Annotated in this window: 7 protein-coding genes; 5 read left to right on the plus strand and 2 right to left on the minus strand. The window is 64.8% G+C overall.

All coding sequences use genetic code 11. The features are described from left to right. Together CH293_RS27725 and CH293_RS27730 are read right to left on the minus strand one after the other, a co-directional pair. Nucleotides 1-1506: condensation domain-containing protein (locus CH293_RS27725; RefSeq protein ID WP_141217268.1), on the minus strand; the 1506-nt coding region annotated here is incomplete at its 3' end. Nucleotides 1507-1683: 177 nt separating this feature from the next. Then, complete coding sequence (locus CH293_RS27730) at nt 1684-2553, minus strand: ABC transporter ATP-binding protein (RefSeq protein WP_019667400.1); 870 nt, start codon at nt 2551-2553, stop codon at nt 1684-1686. Between the two features lie 233 nt (nt 2554-2786). Here CH293_RS27730 and CH293_RS27735 point away from each other — a divergent pair, with 233 nt between their 5' ends. The 5 genes from CH293_RS27735 to CH293_RS27755 form a co-directional block, all read left to right on the plus strand. Continuing rightward, on the plus strand, nt 2787-3044 hold the full coding sequence (locus tag CH293_RS27735) for an MbtH family protein (RefSeq protein WP_019667401.1): 258 nt from the start codon (nt 2787-2789) through the stop codon (nt 3042-3044). Between the two features lie 39 nt (nt 3045-3083). Next, nucleotides 3084-4139, plus strand: coding sequence for an ABC transporter substrate-binding protein (locus tag CH293_RS27740; RefSeq protein ID WP_037164857.1), 1056 nt, complete (start codon nt 3084-3086; stop codon nt 4137-4139). A gap of 78 nt (nt 4140-4217) precedes the next feature. Next, nucleotides 4218-5288, plus strand: a complete 1071-nt coding sequence (locus tag CH293_RS27745) for an iron chelate uptake ABC transporter family permease subunit (protein WP_230594371.1) — start codon at nt 4218-4220, stop codon at nt 5286-5288. Further along, nucleotides 5285-6364 (plus strand): iron chelate uptake ABC transporter family permease subunit, encoded by a 1080-nt coding sequence (locus CH293_RS27750; protein ID WP_037110547.1) that lies wholly within the window; start codon nt 5285-5287, stop codon nt 6362-6364. Before CH293_RS27745 ends, CH293_RS27750 begins: the two co-directional genes overlap by 4 nt. A gap of 115 nt (nt 6365-6479) precedes the next feature. Further along, a partial coding sequence (locus CH293_RS27755; RefSeq protein ID WP_141217269.1) for a non-ribosomal peptide synthetase occupies nt 6480-18354 on the plus strand: 11875 nt, incomplete at its 3' end.

The following is an 18354-nucleotide window of genomic DNA, read 5'->3' on the forward strand; positions in this document are numbered from 1 at the left end:
GAGGTCGATGCTGCGCGGGAGGTGGACGGCGACGCGGTCTCCGACCTGAACCCCACGTTCGATCAGAACGTGTGCCAATGCGTTGACGCGGGCATCGAAGTCGGTGTAGGAGAACTCGGTTCCGCTGTCGTCGACGATGACAGCGACCGCATCCGCCGACACATTCGCCTGCCGCCGAGTCAACACATCCACCGTCGAATCCGCCACCGACACAACCGGACCCGCCGAGAGCGCCAGCTCAGCATCGATCACCCTCACCGACGCGATCCGAGTATCTGGAGCGGCCCCGAGTCGACCGAGGAACTGCACGAATCTATTCGCTGTGTCGACCACTCCGGAAGCCGCTAGTGCAGGATCGCTCGTAGCCAAGTCCAGAAGGAATCCGTGGACCGAATCGCGATACGCCATGAGGTCGAGGAACCCGACCGGTCCGCTGGCGATCGTCTCTTGACGCCCACGGATCGCGCCGAAGGACTGGTTGTAGTCGAATGCCTTGATGTTCAGCTGCGGAATCGCCTGGTAGTCGTCCGGCCCGTTCGGCCAGATGTGAGCCAGCTTCTCCCCAGCTGCGACGTGACGTGCAGCGGTTCGCAGTTCACTGTTCACCTGCTGCAGCAGTTCGCGCACGGTTGCCGACGGGTTCGGACGAAAGACCACGGGGGCTGCGCCGACGAGCATTGCCGGAGTCGTCAGGGCGGGTCGCCCGGATCGGTTCATCTGCGGGAATCGCACGGCGAACGCATCACGGCCGACGAGGGATGCGGTGTACAGGCCCCAGCCCAGGGCGACAACATCGGACCAGTTCACGCGGGCATCACGAGCCAACTGATCGATCGACTCGGCCACGTCCGCCGGGATGACGACGTGTGTTCGAGCGTCGGTCAGGAAGAACTGTCGGGACGCATCGAAGGTGACCGGAGTGATGTCGTCGACGGCTTCGAATCGTTGCACCCAATGGTCGTCGAGGTTCGTGTCGCGCGATTCTTCGAGTTCGGAGTACGCCCCGAACCATCGCGGCGGGATCGGCTCGTTCCCGACGAGTGCGGTGTACACCTCGGCGACGCGGCGAGTCACCAATCCGAGGCCGTAAGCATCGAGGAGCAGGTGATGGGTGGCGAACTCCCACGCCCAGCCGTCGGCCCGACGATGGATCACCGACACCGACTCGAATCGGTCGTCGCCTGCGCCGCATTCGTGGCACCTCGTCCACGCTTCGGCGCGGATCCGGTCATCCGGTCGATCGTGCTCGACCACGGTCGTCGTACCGACACCCCCGATCTCCCGATGCAGCATCGGTAGGCCGTCGGCGCCCTCGACGGGGCGAAGGCCGAGGACGTCTGCTTCGGAGGTTGCGACGCCGATTGCGCGCTCCAGGAGCGGGGTGTCGATGTCGCCGTCCAGCCAGATCAGTTGGGAGATTCGAAAGGCGTCGGCGCCTGGTGTGACGTGCTCAGCGGTCCAAACGCCCAACTGCGCAGACGTCAGCGGAAGACGAACCTCGATCACACCGAACTCCTTCTCTAGGAAATGCTTAGCCTAACCTAACAGTAGGATCCCGAGTTTTGCGCGGAGGAGCGGCAGCGGACGCAGCGGACCGTCCCACGGGCACGGCCCGGATGAAAGCGCGTCGTGTCGATCGGCGACAGGTAGGCGGTGCCGCCGAGGTCACGAAGAGGTCGGAGGTTACTCAGCCGTGTGCGGGATGCGCCGGCGGCCCAGCGGTGTGACCGCCGGTGTGCCCGTGACCGGGTCGGGTTGAACGATGCACTCGAGTCCGAACACCTCGTGTACGAGGTCGGCGGTGACGATGTCCGACGGCGCACCCTCGGCAACGATGGAGCCGTCCTTCATTGCGATGAGGTGGGTTCCGTACCGGGCCGCATGGTTGAGGTCGTGCAGTACCGCGACGAGCGTCCGGCCGAGGTGATTCAGGTCCGTGAACAGCTCGAGGAGTTCGATCTGGTGGGCGATGTCGAGGAAGGTGGTCGGTTCGTCGAGCAGCATGATTTCGGTCTCTTGTGCCAAAGCCATTGCAACCCAGACACGTTGGCGCTGTCCGCCGGACAGTTCGTCGACCGGTCGTCCGGAGAGTTCGGTGACGCCTGTCGCGTCCATTGCCGTCAGTACTGCCGCCTCGTCGGACGCGGTCCACTGCCGAAGGAGCTTCTGATGCGGGAACCGGCCGCGGCTGACCAGGTCGGCAACGGTGATCCCGTCCGGCGCGAGAGCGCTTTGCGGCAACAGGCCGATGCGGCGGGCGACCTCCTTGGTCTGGTACGAGCGAATGTCCGCGCCATCGAGAATCACTTGCCCGGAGTTCGGCTTGATGAGCCGAGACAGTGCACGCAGCAGTGTCGACTTGCCGCACGCGTTCGGTCCGACGATGACGGTCAACGACTGGTCGGGAATCGACACGCTCAGTTGCTCGGAGATGACTCGTCGGTCGTAACCGATCGTGGCGGAATCGACGCTGAGTCGGTCGGTGGACGCCGGTGTGGGGGCTGGGCCAGGCGACGTGGATGGACCGACTTGGTGGGTGGTCGTGTTCGGCAATCGTCCGGTCTTTCTATATGAGCCTGGCGGCCTTGCGCTTTCGAGATCAGCTCTGTCCGGACGAGCGGATCCGGCGAGCTCGGACCCAGGCGAGCGTGCAGTGCTGAAGGTAGCCTAGCCTTAACTGATCTTTGTTGCTACTGTTCGCTGCGATATGTCGCCATACGAGCACGTCCGTCGGTGACCGTCCGTGCGGCAACGCCGAGTAACTGCGCTCGAACCGAAGGAGAAATGTGGCGAACAACCCGTTCGACGACGACCAGGGCCGGTTCTTTGCGCTCGTCAACCATGAAGAGCAGTACTCGCTGTGGCCCACCTTCAAGCCGGTCCCGGGTGGATGGGCGATCGCTCACGGAGCCCCCGACGGAGCACCACGCGCGGAGGTGCTCGAGTGGATCGAACGAACGTGGACCGACCTGCGTCCCAAATCGCTCCGCGACGTGATCGCACGGCGTGAGACCGGTGACGTCACGGCATCCGTGAACGTCTGACCGAACATCGAACCATCGAAGTACACGAGAGGAACGTCTATGAAAACGCTTGCCGCGCCTAGGCGCGCGACAGCATTGCTGGCCGGGTTGGTCAGTGTCGGTTTGGTGCTCGCGGGTTGCTCGAGCGACTCGTCCGACGGTGCCACGAACGGCGCGTCGAGCGACAGTGCGTCGAGCGACGGTGCGTTCCCGGTCACGATCGACGCCGCTTACGGTGACGTCACCGTCGAGGAGAAGCCCGAGCGGATCGTCGCTGTAGGAACCGACTGGATCGGACTGCTGGACGTCCTGGGCGAGAAGCCGATCGCGGTGTCGGGGGAAGCGTCCGACCTCGATGACTACCCATGGTTGCAGGGTCTGTACGACGGCGATTTCAACGCGGACCTCTACACCGCGGAAGGTACGGATTCGCCGGAGGCGATCGCCGCATTGAATCCGGACCTGATCCTCACGAGTGTCTGGAGCGCCGACGAGCAGCTCTACGATCGTCTATCTTCCATCGCACCCACCTATGTCGGTTTGGAAACGCAGGACGAAGGCGGCGATACCAGCTGGCAGGACAATCTGGCGTCTCTTGCGGCGCTCACCGGGCACGACGAGAAGATCGTCGACGAGACCGAGGCCAAGTACGAGGCCACATTGTCCGAGGCCGCTGCGAAACTACCTGGCCTGCAAGGTAAGACGTTCCAGCTGGGAGTGCTGGACGGAGACGATCAGCAGCTGTGGCTCACCGAGTATGCGAACGAACCCATCGAGGCTCTTGGCTTGACGCCCGGAGACGGGCAACCGACAGGCGAGGGCGACAGTGTCGCGGCGAACGCACCCAAGTACTCGCTCGAGAACATCGACCAGTTCTCCGCTGACGTCGTGTTCATCGTCACTCACGAGTACGCCGACCCGGAAAACACGTTCAGGACAGCGTTCGAGGCCGATCCCCGAGTTCCCGAGCTTGCTGCCGCGAAGAACGGGACGCTCGTCTACCTCTACGGTCCGCAGTGGCTTGCGGTGAATCCGCCGACTCCCTCGAGCGTGCAGTGGTGGGTCGACGAGGTCGTCCCGCAGTTGGAGGCATCGGCGCTCAACACGGGCGCATAGGCCGGACCCATCTTCGTCCAGCCGCCTCGTAGCGCACGAGGCGGCTGGACGTGTGTCCACCACTAGAAAGCGAATCGAGTGACAACACGAACCGGTCATGCTCCTCCGCCTGCTGAAACGCCGGAGGGGGTTCGCCGTGCAACGGCGTCCACGAGCGTCGGGCGTCGCGCGATCGGATTGTTCATCGCGATCGCTTCACTCGTCGTCCTGGTGCTCCTGAGCATCGCCGTCGGATCGAAGGACATCCCGCTGTCGGTGGTGTTCGACTCACTCCTGCACAACACCGGCAAAGGCGACGCCTACGTCGTATGGGACATGCGCATTCCGCGAACCGCAGTGGGTCTCGCCGTCGGCGTCGCGCTCGGGGTGTCCGGTGCACTCATTCAGGCCTTGACGCGTAATCCGCTCGCTGATCCCGGCATTCTCGGGGTCAACGCCGGCGCCGAATTCTTCGTCGTCGTCGGCATAGCGGTGTTCGGTGTGACCACCGTCAGTGGATACGTCTGGTTCGCTTTCCTCGGCGCGTTGGTCGTCACCGTCGTTGTCTACGTGATCGGTTCGATGGGGCGCGGTGGAGCAGACCCGGTTCACCTGACGCTGGCGGGTGTCGCATTCGGAGCGGTCCTGTCCGGCATCGTTACCGGTTGGGTTCTCACCGATCCCAAGACGTTCGACCAGATGCGCAGTTGGTACGCAGGCAGCCTCGTCGATCGAGGCTGGGACGTTCTGTTGCCGGTGCTTCCGTTCTTGATCGTCGGAGTGGTGCTGGCCGCAATCGCTGCCAATTCACTGAACACCATCGCACTGGGGGACGACCTGGCGAGCGCGCTCGGCGCACACGTCAATCGCACACGCGTGATCGTGATCATCGCGGTGACGCTGCTGGCCGGCGGAGCGACCGCCATCGCCGGCCCGATCGGTTTCGTGGGCCTCATGATTCCGCACGTGGCGCGGTGGATCGTCGGCCCGGACCAGCGCTGGATCATCGGCTACACGCTCGTTCTCGCACCATCACTGCTGCTGGCCGCCGACATCGTCGGTCGCGTCGTCATCCGGCCGGGTGAGTTCCCGGTCGGCATCGTGACTGCATTCGTCGGCGCCCCGGTGCTCATTTATCTTGTCCGCCGAGCAAAGGTGAGTGGCCTGTGAGTTCAACAGGTCTCGAGACCGCCGCCGAACGGCAGGTGGATTTCGGACACCGCACGCTCGTGGTTCGCACCGGCGGTTGGGCCACACGCTGGCACGGCAGAAGTGTCCTCGTCTGCGCAGTGCTGGCGATTGCGACTCTCGCGGTGACGGTTTGGGCCTTGACTCTCGGCGATTACCCGCTGAGCCTCGCCCAAGTGTGGGCTGCTGTAACCGGAGATCCCGATGCCGGTTTCGCTCGCACAGTCGTCGTCGAGTGGCGGGCGCCGCGGGCAGTCGCGGCGGTCGTGTTCGGCGCTGCGTTGGGGGTATCCGGCGCGGCTTTTCAATCGCTGATCCGCAACCCGCTGGCGTCACCGGACATCATCGGATTCAGCGCGGGGTCCTACTCCGGCGCGTTGGTCGTGATCATCTTGATCCACGGTTCGTATCTGCAGTTGGCCGCAGGGGCACTGATCGGTGGTATCGCGACAGCAGTCGTCGTCTACCTCCTCGCGTGGCGGGGCGGGGTACAGGGCTTTCGGCTGATCATCGTCGGAATCGCGATTTCTGCGATGCTGACCTCCCTCAATACGTGGTTGATGTTGAACGCGAAACTCAAGGTCGCCATGAGCGCCGCCGCGTGGGGTGCCGGATCGCTCACCGGCACGAGTTGGGGTCAAGCGCTGATCGGCAGCGGCGTCATCCTTCTGCTCTTCGGCGTGCTTGCCGTGTTTTCACCGGCACTCAAACAACTCGAACTCGGTGACGACGCCGCTCGGGCTACAGGTGCGCGTGTGGAACGTGTGCGCGTCGTCGTGCTCGTACTAGGTGTAGCGCTCACCGCGACCGTGACCGCTGCTGCAGGCCCGATCGTGTTCGTCGCGCTCGCGGCGCCGCAGATCGCCCGTCGACTGGCTCGTAGCCCGGGAGTCACCCTCGCGCCTGCGGCGTTCACGGGGGCATTGTTGCTCGCTGCCGCCGACGTCACGGCGCAGAATCTACTGCCGGTCGAGTTGCCGGTCGGTGTGGTGACCGTGGTTGCGGGAGGCGCATATCTCGTGTGGTTGCTCATCCGAGAGGTACGTCGTCGTCGCTGAGATCTGTGTCCTCGAAGGTACCGAGTTGGGCCACCGGCTATCGGCTTGACACCACACCACGGCAAGCACCACAGTAGAAAACAATAGGTTTGGCTAAGCTAACTCAGGGAGAAGTATGACCGCGCCCGTCGATATCGCCGAGCTGCATCAACGGTGGAACGACCACACATCTCCCGCAGTGACCGCGACTGTTCCGGAGCTGTTCGCGGCGGCGGCTCGCGCAACCCCGGACGCTGTCGCTCTCGTCGACGGTGACCGCCGACTCACCTTCTCCGAACTGTCCGAGAGGGTCGCGCAGCTGTCGCACCGGTTGCTCGGCTCCGGGCTCGACACCGAAGGGGTCGTCGGAATCTGCCTGCCGCGATCGGCCGAGATGGTCGTGGCCGCGTTGGCCATCATGACTGCCGGCGGTGCGTTCGTGCCGGTCGACCCGCAGTGGCCCGCGGCTCGACGTGACCGCGTGATCGCGGACTCGGCAGCGCGGATCGCAGTCGTCTCGGCCCAGGACCAGCCGTCGCTACCGGTGGAATCGATCGAGGTGGACCTCGAGGACTGGCAGTACGGCGAATTCTCCTCCGCTGCACCGAACCTCGAGCTCGACGGCTCTCAGCTCGCGTACGTGATCTTTACTTCGGGATCGACCGGAACGCCGAAGGGCGCGATGATCCGTCATGAGGCGATCTGCGAGCGACTCACCTGGCAGCGGGACCACGTTCTCATGTTCGGCAACGACGATGCGTCGCTGTTCAAGGCGCCCCTGGCCTTCGACATCTCCGTGAACGAGATTCTGCTTCCGCTCGTGTCCGGCGGACGTGTCGTCGTCGCGGCGAACGGCAGTGAAAAAGACCCCGACTATCTGCTCGACCTCATCGCGCGCGAGCAGGTCACGTATCTGTATCTCGTCTCATCGATGCTCGATGCGCTCCTCGTGCTCGACCTCGAACGGTCGGCACGCGGCGCGTCGGCGCTCGAAGGCGTCCGGCACGTGTGGTGTGGCGGTGAAGTCCTCACCCCCGATCTCTTCAGCCGGTTCCGTGATCAGCTGACGACGACGCTCTACCACGGATACGGCCCTGCGGAAGCGACGATCGGTGTCTCGCACGTCATCTACCGAGAACGGGCCGAGCGAATCGCGACGTCGATCGGGCGTCCCAATCCACACACCCAGCTCTATGTCCTGGACGAGGACCTCGAACCGACTCCGATGGGCACCGGCGGCGAGTTGTACGCAGCCGGATTCTTGTTGGGCCGTGGGTATGTCGGCAGTGGGCTGCTCACAGCCGGTAGCTTCGTCGCAAACCCGTTCGATGCCGACGGCTCGCGCATGTATCGCACCGGTGACCTCGCGCGGTGGACCGAGGACGGAATGCTCGAGTTCCTCGGTCGCGCCGACAATCAGGTCAAGATCAGGGGCCAACGACTGGAGCTGGAAGAAGTCGAAGTCGCGATCTCGGCGCATCCCGGGGTTCGTCGGGCAGCGGTGCTCGCGTTGGATCACCCGGCGGGTGGCAAGTTCCTCGCCGCCTACGTCACTGCTACAGGAGACTCGACCGCGAACTTCGTCGAGGTACTTCGGGCGCATGCCGTAAGCACGCTGCCCGAGTACATGGTCCCCTCGACTTTCACCGTACTGAGTGAGTTTCCGGTGACCGTCAACGGAAAACTCGATCGTCGGGCGCTACCTGCTCCTGATCTCGGAGCGGGCGCGGGCCTCGGCGGTAAGTTGCCGGAGACTGCAGCCGAACACACTCTTGCACGTGTGTTCTCCGAGGTTCTACATCTCGGCGACGACGTCGTGCTCAGCGTCAACGACAACTTCTTCCGATTGGGTGGCCATTCACTGCTCGCGAGCGGCGTGGTCTCCGGAGTGAATGCGGCCATGGACGTGTCGTTGTCTCTGCGTGAGGTTTTCGACAATCCGACTATCGCCGAACTGGCTCGGGTCGTCGGGGATGCATCACGCGTCTCTCCGCCGGTGGTGCGGGTCGGTGACGTCGAGCGACCCGACGAGATACCGATGTCGTTCGGCCAGCAATCGCTGTGGCTGGCCGAGCAAGTCACGGACCGGACGATCTACCGCACGGTCGAGGCACTGCAGTTCCAGGATCGCGAGTTCCGGGGTCGCGCAGACCTCGATGCGCTGCAGCAGGCAATTCACCTACTGGTCGAAAGACACGAAGTACTGCGCACCACCTTCGTCTTCGACGAAGAATCGTCGTCATTGATTCAAGTCGTGCACGAAGCTCGGCAGGGCCGGCTGGGAATCGAGGAGATCGAGCGCAGCAACCTCGACGCCCGCATCGGCGAACTGCTGATTGCGCCGCTGGATCTGGCGACCGACTTCGGAATGCAGTTCACGCTGTTGCGACACGAAGACGGCGATGTGCTGGTGACACATGCGCACCACATGGTCACCGACGAGAATTCGGTTGGGCCGTTCATCCGCGACCTGACGGCCTTCTACATCGGCGAACCACTGGAACCACTCGCGGTCCAGTACGCCGACTTCGCGGTGTGGCACCGCGACGTCCTCGGCGACCGAGACGACTCCGGTTCCCGTCATCAGGTCGAACTCGACTACTGGCGGGACCTGCTCGCCGGCCTTCCAGTCGAAACGCCGCTGCCGCTGGATTCTGCCCGCGGGGACACCGACGAGCGTACGATTCGGTCCGTCGAGGCAGTGCTGTCCAGCTCGGACACCGACACCGTCGACGATCTCCTGATCGAGCATCGGGCCACGCCGCTGCATGCAGTCATCACGGCGCTGTCACTCGCGCTGTGGAACGAAGGCGCCGGTGCGCACGTGCCGGTCGGTACTCCCGTGACCCTGCGCGACGAACCCGAATTGGCCGATCTCATCGGATATTTCGTCAACTCGGTGGTCGTGCGTGTAGATATCGATGCTGCGCTCGGCTTCGGGACCACGCTCAGCGACGTCCGGGACCGCCTCCTCGGCGCGGTGGAACACAAGCTCGTCCCGTTCGAGCACGTGGTCGAGGCCGTCAACCCGACGCGAATTCCCGGGCTGAGCCCGATCTTTCAGGTCATGGCTGCTTTCCGTGACAATCGCGAGGTTCGCACGTATGCGGACGCGGCTCTCGCGCCGCTACTTCCGGCTGAGGACAGCGTCGACGACGCGGTCCCGGCGCTGTACGACCTGGTGTACTCACTCGACCGTCGACCCGATGGAACCCTGAGTATCGGACTCGATGCCACCCGCGAGCTGTTCGTCGAGGAGACGACATCACGTTTGCTCGAATCCGCTCGACTCTTCTTGGTTCTGGGTGCGCGCCACCCTGACTTAGCGGTCCGCCAGCTGGCCCAGTTCGTTCGCGCGGCGCTTCGTGGCGGCACGGAGTCGCCCGCCGCTGGTGCGTCAAGATTTCGAATTCAGCTGCCAAACTTCGATATTGGCGATGACTCGCTATGGCACGCGGCGACCACGCACCTCACGCTCGCGGCCCCGCACCTTGCATCCCTTCGGTTGGGCGTCCGAGACGACGGCAGCGGTGAACTGACAGCGGACGTGGACAACCCCACGCTTCTCGACGATGCACGAGAGGTCGTGACGGCCCTCGTCGGCGCCTACCGTGCGGGTACTGCGATGGAGGTCGTCGCGGTTTCGATCGACCGGGATTTGCGTTCCGACGAGGTCTGGACCGCGGTTCTCGACGATCCGTTCTGGGAGGACTGGGTCGACGAACTTGCCGATCACGACGGCGGTGAGCCGGCTCGCGGGCCGGTGGAGTCTGCGTGGCAGAACTCGACCATCACAGTCGAAAAGAACGCCGAGGGTGCGGAGTTCACGCGGGCAGCGATCGTTGCCGCGGTGGTTCGTGCTTTCGAGGCGATCGATCTCGTCGACGGCAATCTTGTTCTCGAGGTTGCGGAACCGTTGAACGCCGGCACTGTGATCGGTTTGCCTCTTGTCCTCGACGACGTTCAGCTTGCCGCAGATCTCACGGGTTCGTCGATTGCAGCACACCTTTCGCCGATCCGCGAGCGAGCCGCGGACTATGCAGGGCTTTCCAACCATTCCCGGTTCGGTTCATTCTTCGACGACCTTCCGACGCCGCACGCGCGGGTGAGCGTTTTCACGACCGATGCCGACAGTGCAGCGACGGGGCCGGCGACGATGCCGGTCGCCGTACGCGTACTGGTCGGAGTGTCGAGCACCGAGTCGGGAACTCGATCGGTGAGGGTCGAGGTCGACACCGACGCCACGGTTGTCACGCCGGCCGACGAAATCGTGGCAGCTATCGTCGACGAGATCTCAGTCGCAGTCATCGCGGCGGCTCCGTCATCCGGCGCAGGCTCGTCGTTCGGTGTGCGTCGCGCGGACCGCTTGACCCTCTCCGCCGCGGACGAGGGCAGCGTCCGCGCGCGCTACGGTACTGGCGCCGAACTGCTTCCGCTGTCACCTCTTCAGCAGGGCCTGCTGTTCCACATGGTCCGAGCCCGTGAATCGGGCGGGCACAACTCGTACATGTCGCAGGTGACGCAGGGCGTCGTCGGCACCCTCGATCCTGACCGACTGGTGGCGGCGGTTCGCACAGTGCTCGGGCGCTATCCCAATCTTCGTTCGGCGTTCCTGCCGTCCGGCGAAGCGCAGGTCATCCCGCCGGTCGCCGACGCACCGATCCGGATCATCCGACTGGAGCAGTGGCGCGAACTGGGCGTCGAGACAACGGATTTCCTTGCCGAAGAATGCGATGTGCCGTTCGATTTCGAAACGCCGCCGCTCATTCGCTTCACACTCATCGAGCACGGTATCGACGAGTGGAAGCTTGCGATGACGTTCGAGCACATCCTGCTCGACGGCTGGTCGACGAGTGCCGTTCTCGACGAGATCTTCGATACCTACCGAGACCCCGAGTATTCCGCGCGAGTGCGGCCGGCGTCGTTCCGCAGTTACCTCGACTGGCTGTCCGATCAGGACATCGACGCTGCTTACCGCGCGTGGAGTTCGTACCTCGCCGAGCTGTCCGGCCCGACGCTCGTCTGGCCGGCCGGGGTTGCCGCCGGTGAAGGGCGCGACGGATCGGGCGAACTGCATCGCGATCTCGACAGTGCCGCCGCAGCCGCAGTACATGCCGCCGCGCGGGCGTCCGGCGTCACCGTCGGCACGGTGCTTCAGGCAGCGTGGGGCGTGACGCTCGGGCAGTTGGTCGGCAGCAACGATGTCGTGTTCGGAAACACCGTCTCCGGACGTCCCCCGGAGCTCGCCGACTCCGATCGAATCGTCGGACTGCTGTTCAACACTGTCCCGTTGCGAGTGAGCTTTTCACCGTTCGACTCGGTACGAGCCCTGCTCACCCGCGTGCAGCACGAGCAGTTGCAGGTGATCGATCATCCCTATGCGTCGCTGACCAAAATCCAGGCCGCGGCCGACATGTCCACGATGTTCGACACGCTGTTCGTGGTGCAGAACCTTCCTTTCGAGGAAGAGGCCGCCCCGGGCGAGTTCGAGCTCGTGACGACGGAGGTCGATGACGAGACGCACTATCCGGTCACGTTCGCGATCGATCCGTCCGAGGTCGACGGTGAGACCGTTGTGCATGTTCGGCTGGTGTACCGCCACGATGCGTACACCGAGGCGTCTGCGCTGGAACTGCTCGAACGGTTCCTGCAGGTGCTGGTCGCGCTCGTACAGAACCTCGACGGTCCGGTCGGGCAGCTTTCCGCCCTTCTGGCCGACGAAGCAGTGCCGCACGCCGGCATCGCGGCCGACCTGGTCCGCGAGGTCCCGACCGTGACGGTTGCGGATCTGCTCGACGAGCAGGTCCACCTGTCCGGGGCGGAGACCGCACTGGTCGCGGGGGACCGCGTTCTGACGTTCACGGAGTTCGCAGCGGAGGTCAATCGGTACGCTCGGCTACTTCTCGAGGAGGGTGTCCGGTCCGAGCATCGCGTCGCGCTCCTCCTACCACGTGACGAGCGCATGGTCATCGCGATGTTCGCGGTGTTCGCCGTCGGTGCGGCGTATGTGCCGATCGACAGAGCGCTGCCCGACGATCGCATCGGCTACATGCTCGGTCTCGCGCGTCCAACGGTGACGTTGGTGACCGGTCGGGACGCGAGCCGAATCGGTGACACCCGCGGCGTCGACCTCGACGATCCCGCCACCCGCGACCGCATTGCGGCCCTCGACTCGAGCCCGATCGGAGATGTCGACCGCGGTGGCAGGATCGAGCTCGATCACCTTGCGTACATCATCTTCACCTCCGGCTCGACGGGCCGGCCGAAGGGCGTCGCCGTGGGCTACCGCGGCCTGACGAACATGTACGTCAACCATGTCGAGAAGATCTTCGACCGTGTCGTCGCGCATCAGGCCGGACGACGTATGAAAATCGCGCACACCACGTCGTTCTCGTTCGATGCCTCGTGGGAACAGCTGTTCTGGCTGCTGAACGGCCACGAGGTGCATGTCATCGACGACGAACTGCGCCGCGACCCCCACGGATTGCTCACGCATTACGACCGTACACGCGTCGACGGATTCGATGTCACGCCGTCGTACGGGCAGGTGCTGGTCGACGAAGGCCTGCTCGAACGTGATCGTCCGGCGGGACGATCGGTGTCGTCCGATGCACCGGGAGTCGTGTTCGTTTCGCTCGGTGGTGAGGCCGTGCCGGAGCGGTTGTGGCGGCAGTTGCGCGACGCTCCCGGGGTCGAGTCGTACAACCTGTACGGCCCGACCGAGTACACGATCAACGCGCTCGGCGCAGACCTTGCCGACAGCGATGCACCGAGCGTGGGCACCCCCATCTTCAACACGCGTGCGTACATCGTCGACGGAAACCTTCAGCCGACGCTGCCTGGCGTTGCAGGTGAGCTGTATCTGGCCGGCGCGGGTATCGCGCGCGGCTACTGGGGACAGGCCGCCCTGACGTCCGAGCGTTTTCTCGCGTGCCCGTGGGAACCGGGCGAGCGCATGTACCGCACCGGCGACCTGGCCCGTTGGAACTCCTCGGACAACATCGATTACCTCGGTCGCGCCGACGAGCAGGTCAAGATCCGCGGCTATCGAATCGAACCCGACGAAGTTCGGGCGGCGCTCGAAACTCACCCGGACGTGGTGTCCGCGGCGGTCGTCGCGGCGGATCATCCTGGTGGCGGAAAGACGCTCGCCGCGTATTACACGGCCACCGACGATCTGAGCACGGTCTTGCGCACGCACGCGGAAGAACACCTGCCCGAGTACATGGTGCCGAGCAGTTACACCCGGGTGGATTCCTTCCCGCTGACACCGAACGGCAAGCTCGATCGACGCGCTCTGCCCGCGCCGGAGTCGGCGCCGACGGGTGGTTCGGGACGAGCCGCGGAGACCGACACCGAACGCACACTCACCGAGATCTTCCGGGACGTGCTTCGCCTGTCAGCGGACGCCGCCTTCTCTGTCGACGACGACTTCTTCCGTCTGGGTGGTGACAGCATCCTGTCGATCCAGGTGGTGTCACGGGCTCGGCGCGCCGGCGTCACCATCAAGGCGTCCGAGGTCTTCACCGCGCGAAGGGTCTCGGCGCTGGCCCGACTGGCCGATGCGCGCGCCGCGGAGGAATCGACTGGCGCCCGGCCCGACGTGCTCTCGTCGGGTCTGTGGCCGATTGCGGTTCCCCTGGTGGATTCACAGACCTTCGGTACGTTCGTGCAGTCCGCAGTCTTCGTCACACCCGCGGGTGCCGACGAGAAACTCGTGTCGCGGGTACTTGGCCGCGTTGTCGATCACCACGCAGCACTGCGCGGCAGATTGGTGCGAGACGGGCTCGCGCGAGAGGGGCAGTGGCGGTTCGAGGTGACACCGCACGGCGCGACGGACGAACGGCTGGGCTCCGAGACGACGCCGCGCCTGTGGTCCGATCCGCAGTGGGTCGAGCGTGTCGGCGAGTTGGTCGCCGAGTTCGGACAGTCGATGAATCTGCTGGACGGTGTGCTGTGGCAGGCGCGCTGGGTGACCAGCGATGCCGAGCCCACCGGGCGACTGGTGCTCGTCATCCACCATCTGGTCGTGGACGGTGTGTCCTGGCGCATCATCGGTGACGACTTGACCCATGCGTGGGAGTTGGAAACCGGCGTTGCGACGGATCCGCTACCTGCGGTGGGTACGTCACTCGCGGCATGGTCGAGTGCGCTGGCCTCGCGTGCTCGTGACGCGGACCTTCTCGCTCAAGCCGACTACTGGTCGGCGTCGGAGATCGACGAACCGCTGTTGGGTTCACGTGAACTCGACCCCGCGATCGACACCACCGAGACGGCGGCCGTGGCCGCCGTACGCGTGCCGTCTGCGTTGACGTCGGCGTTGCTTACCGACGTGCCCCATGTGCTCTCGGCCGAGATCAACGACGTCCTGCTCGGCGGTTTGGCGATCGCGGTCGGAGCATGGCGCGGCAGACGGGGAACGACCGACAAGCGGCTGCTCATCGGACTCGAGGGCCATGGAAGGGAGGAGAACATCGTTTCCGGTGCGGATCTGTCGCGCACCATCGGCTGGTTCACGTCGTTCTTCCCCGTGGTGCTCGATACCGCAGATGTCGATCCGGTCCTCGCTGTCCTCGACCCGAAGAGCGCGGCGGATGCAGTGCTCCGGATCAAGGAGCAACTCGCTGCGGTCCCCGACCGCGGTATCGGCTTCGGAATGCTGTGGCAGCTCAATTCCGAGGTGGGCGAGCGGCTGGGGTCCGGGCGCGGTCCACAGATCGGGTTCAACTACCTCGGTCAGTTTGCCGGCGGAGATGCTTCCGATGAGAACGCGGCGTGGGATCTTGCACCGGAACTGCCGGGTATCGACGCGTACGAGACATCGGGTCAGAGCATCGACTCGGCGGCCGATATCAACATCGCAGCGGTACCCGAAGGCGACGGGTGGACTCTCAGAGGCGATATCGCTTATGCGTCCGGTGTCCTGTCCAAGGACGAGGTCGACGAACTCGTCGAGCTGTGGGTTCAAGCACTGAGTTCACTCGCCGAGTACGCACGCTCAGCGGTCCTGGTTCGACGATCTCCGTCGGACGTGCTCGCGCGCGGCGTGACGCAAGCCGATCTCGAGCGCTGGGAGGGCATCTATGGCGAGCTGGCCGATGTGCACCCCTTGACACCGCTGCAGCACGGGCTCGTGGTGGAGTCGATGCTCGGGTCGAGTGACGGGGGAGTCGACGTCTACGCTGCCCAGACCGTGTTCCACCTCGACGGTGCCGGCGAGCCGGAGCGATTCCGGGTTGCGCTGCACCAACTGCTCGAGCGGTTCCCGAACTTGAAGATCGCGATTGCTTCCACGTCCGGGGGCGAGTCCGTTGCAGTCGTGCCGACCGCGGTGGACATCCCGGTCACGGTCATCGACGTCGCCGACATGTCCGACGTCGAAGAGATCGCCGAACGTGACCGCGCGACCCGGATCGACTTCTCTCGGGCGCCGTTGGTGCGCGCGACGGTCGTGCGGTATCGGACCGGCCACGCGTTCATCCTGTCGATTCACCACGCGCTCGTCGACGGTTGGTCCATGGTCCGACTTCTCGAAACGATGTGGGAGGCGTACGGCCGGCCGGCCGACGTGGTCGAACCGGATCTGTCGTTCGCGAAGTTCCTGTCCTGGATGACGGCACGCGATGCCAAGGCTTCGCTGCAGCGGTGGGCCGACGTGCTCGCCCCGGTCTCGGAGCCGACCCTCGTTGCGCCCGAGGCTGGTTCGAGCGTCGCGGGACTGCCCGAGGACATCGTGGTGGAACTCGACGCCGACACCAGCGCAGCTCTTGCCGATGTGGCCCGATCTGCCGGTGCCACGATGAGCAGTCTGCTGCAGACGGTCTGGGCGGTGTTCCTGAATACGATCACCGGCCAGGACACGGTTGTATTCGGTGCCGTTGTGTCGGGCCGTCCCCCGGAGGTCGACGGGGTCGAGGACGCGGTGGGCTCGTTCATCAACACGGTTCCGGTGGTCGTGCAGCTGGAGGGCAGGCTCAGCCTTGCCGACGCGGTGCGCCGGGTGCAGGACCAGAACTCCGCGCTGATCGAGGATCATCAGGTATCGCTCGCCGAGTTGCAGCGTCTGAGCGGGCACCAGCCGCTGTTCGACACGTTGATGGTCTACCAGAACTACCCGTCGGACTCCGAGACGCTCGAACTCGTCCGGGACAACGCCGGAATCACGATTCTCGGTGAGTCGGGCCGGGAAACGACGCACTACCCACTCACGTTCGCCGCGCAAGCGGGCGCCGAGACGTGGGTGCGGTTGTCGTATCGGCCCGATCTGTTCGACACCGACGTTGCCGCGCAGTTCACGGCAGTTCTCGAGCGCGTCGTCGAGGTGTTCGCAACCGACCCGGACCGCTCGATCGCTTCCCTGGACGTGTCTTTCGCGCGCGAAGTCCCGGCGGAATGGTCGACGGGACGGGTGTCCGAGGTCCCGGGTTCGACGTTGGATGCAGTCATCAAGGACCGTGTGGCTGCATCTGCGGATGCGGTCGCGGTCGTCGACGACAGGGGAACCGAGTGGTCCTACACCGAGTTCGATCCGCGGGTCAACGCTTTGGCACACGTGCTGATCGAACGTGGTGTGCGGGTGGGGGACCGGGTCGCAGTGCAGCTGCCCCGCAGTGTCGATCTGGTGACTGCCCTGCTCGCGGTCATACGGGCCGGGGCAGCGTATGTGCCGATCGATCCGGAGTACCCGAGCGAGCGGATGGGGCACATCCTCGCCGACGCCACCCCGAGGGTGGTCATCAACGGTGACTTCCTCGACGACCCCGCGGTATCTGCACGACTGGTACGTGGGGAGCGTGCGGCGCCGGTGTTGGCGCGCGCCCTCACCCCGGCGGATACGGCGTATGTCATTTTCACCTCTGGCACCACGGGCCGCCCGAAGGGGGTCATGGTCTCCCATCAGGCGATTGTGAATCGTCTCGCGTGGATGGCCGAAGACTACGGGATCGGCTCCGGTGATCGGATCCTGCAGAAAACGCCTGCTGTCTTCGATGTGTCCGTCGGGGAGTTCTTCCTTCCGTTCACTGTGGGCGCTACCTTGGTCGTCGCGAAAGACGGTGGCCACAAGGACCCCGATTATCTGGCCGACGTCATCGACCGCCATCAGGTCACGGTGCTGCATTTCGTGCCCGCCATGCTCGCGGCGTTCCTCGGGTCGACTCCCGACCCGGACCGGTTGGCGTCGGTGCGGTGGCTGTTCTTCTCCGGCGAAGCACTCCCCGCCGCGAACGCCGCCGCCGCAGACCGACTCTTCGCCGGAGCCGAACTGCACAACCTCTACGGCCCGACCGAGGCCGCCGTCGAAGTCACCACCACACCCGTTCACGCAGACGCGCTGGCTGATGTGGTGACCGTGCCGATCGGTACACCGGTAGCGAACACACACGTGTGTGTCCTCGACACCTGGCTCCGACCGGTACCCGTCGGCATCACAGGAGAGCTCTACCTCGGCGGTGTTCAACTCGCCGACGGCTACATCACCCGACCCGACCTCACCGCCGCACGCTTCATCGCCGACCCCACCGGATCAGGTCAGCGCCTCTACCGCACCGGCGATCTCGTCCGCTGGAACCACGACGGCCAACTCGACTACCTCGGCCGCACCGACGACCAAGTCAAGATCCGCGGCTACCGCATCGAACTCGACGAGATCCGCACCGTCCTCGAACAGCACCCCGCCGTATCGACCGCCATCGTCATCGCCGCCGAACACCCCGGCGGCGCCGGACACTACCTGGCCGCCTATCACACCGGCGACCCCATCGACCCCGATGAACTGCGGGCATTTCTGACCGACCGGCTACCGGACTACATGATCCCCACCGTCTTCATCCCCATCACCGAAATCCCCACCACCCCCAACGGCAAACTCGACCACCGAGCACTCCCCACACCCGACCTGACCAGTGCGCTGGCCGGCGGAACAGCACCCACCACCGCAACAGAAATCACCCTCACCACCATCTTCACCGACGTACTCGGACTACCCAGCGATGCACCCTTGTCCATCGACT

This window comes from Rhodococcus sp. 14-2470-1b, from assembly GCF_002259415.1.
In the GTDB taxonomy this organism is placed as follows: Bacteria; Actinomycetota; Actinomycetes; order Mycobacteriales; family Mycobacteriaceae; genus Rhodococcoides.

Coding starts and splice junctions, on each gene's coding strand:
- CH293_RS27740 (WP_037164857.1), top strand. CDS start 3,084: ATGAAAACGCTTGCCGCGCCTAGGCGCGCGACAGCATTGCTGGCCGGG.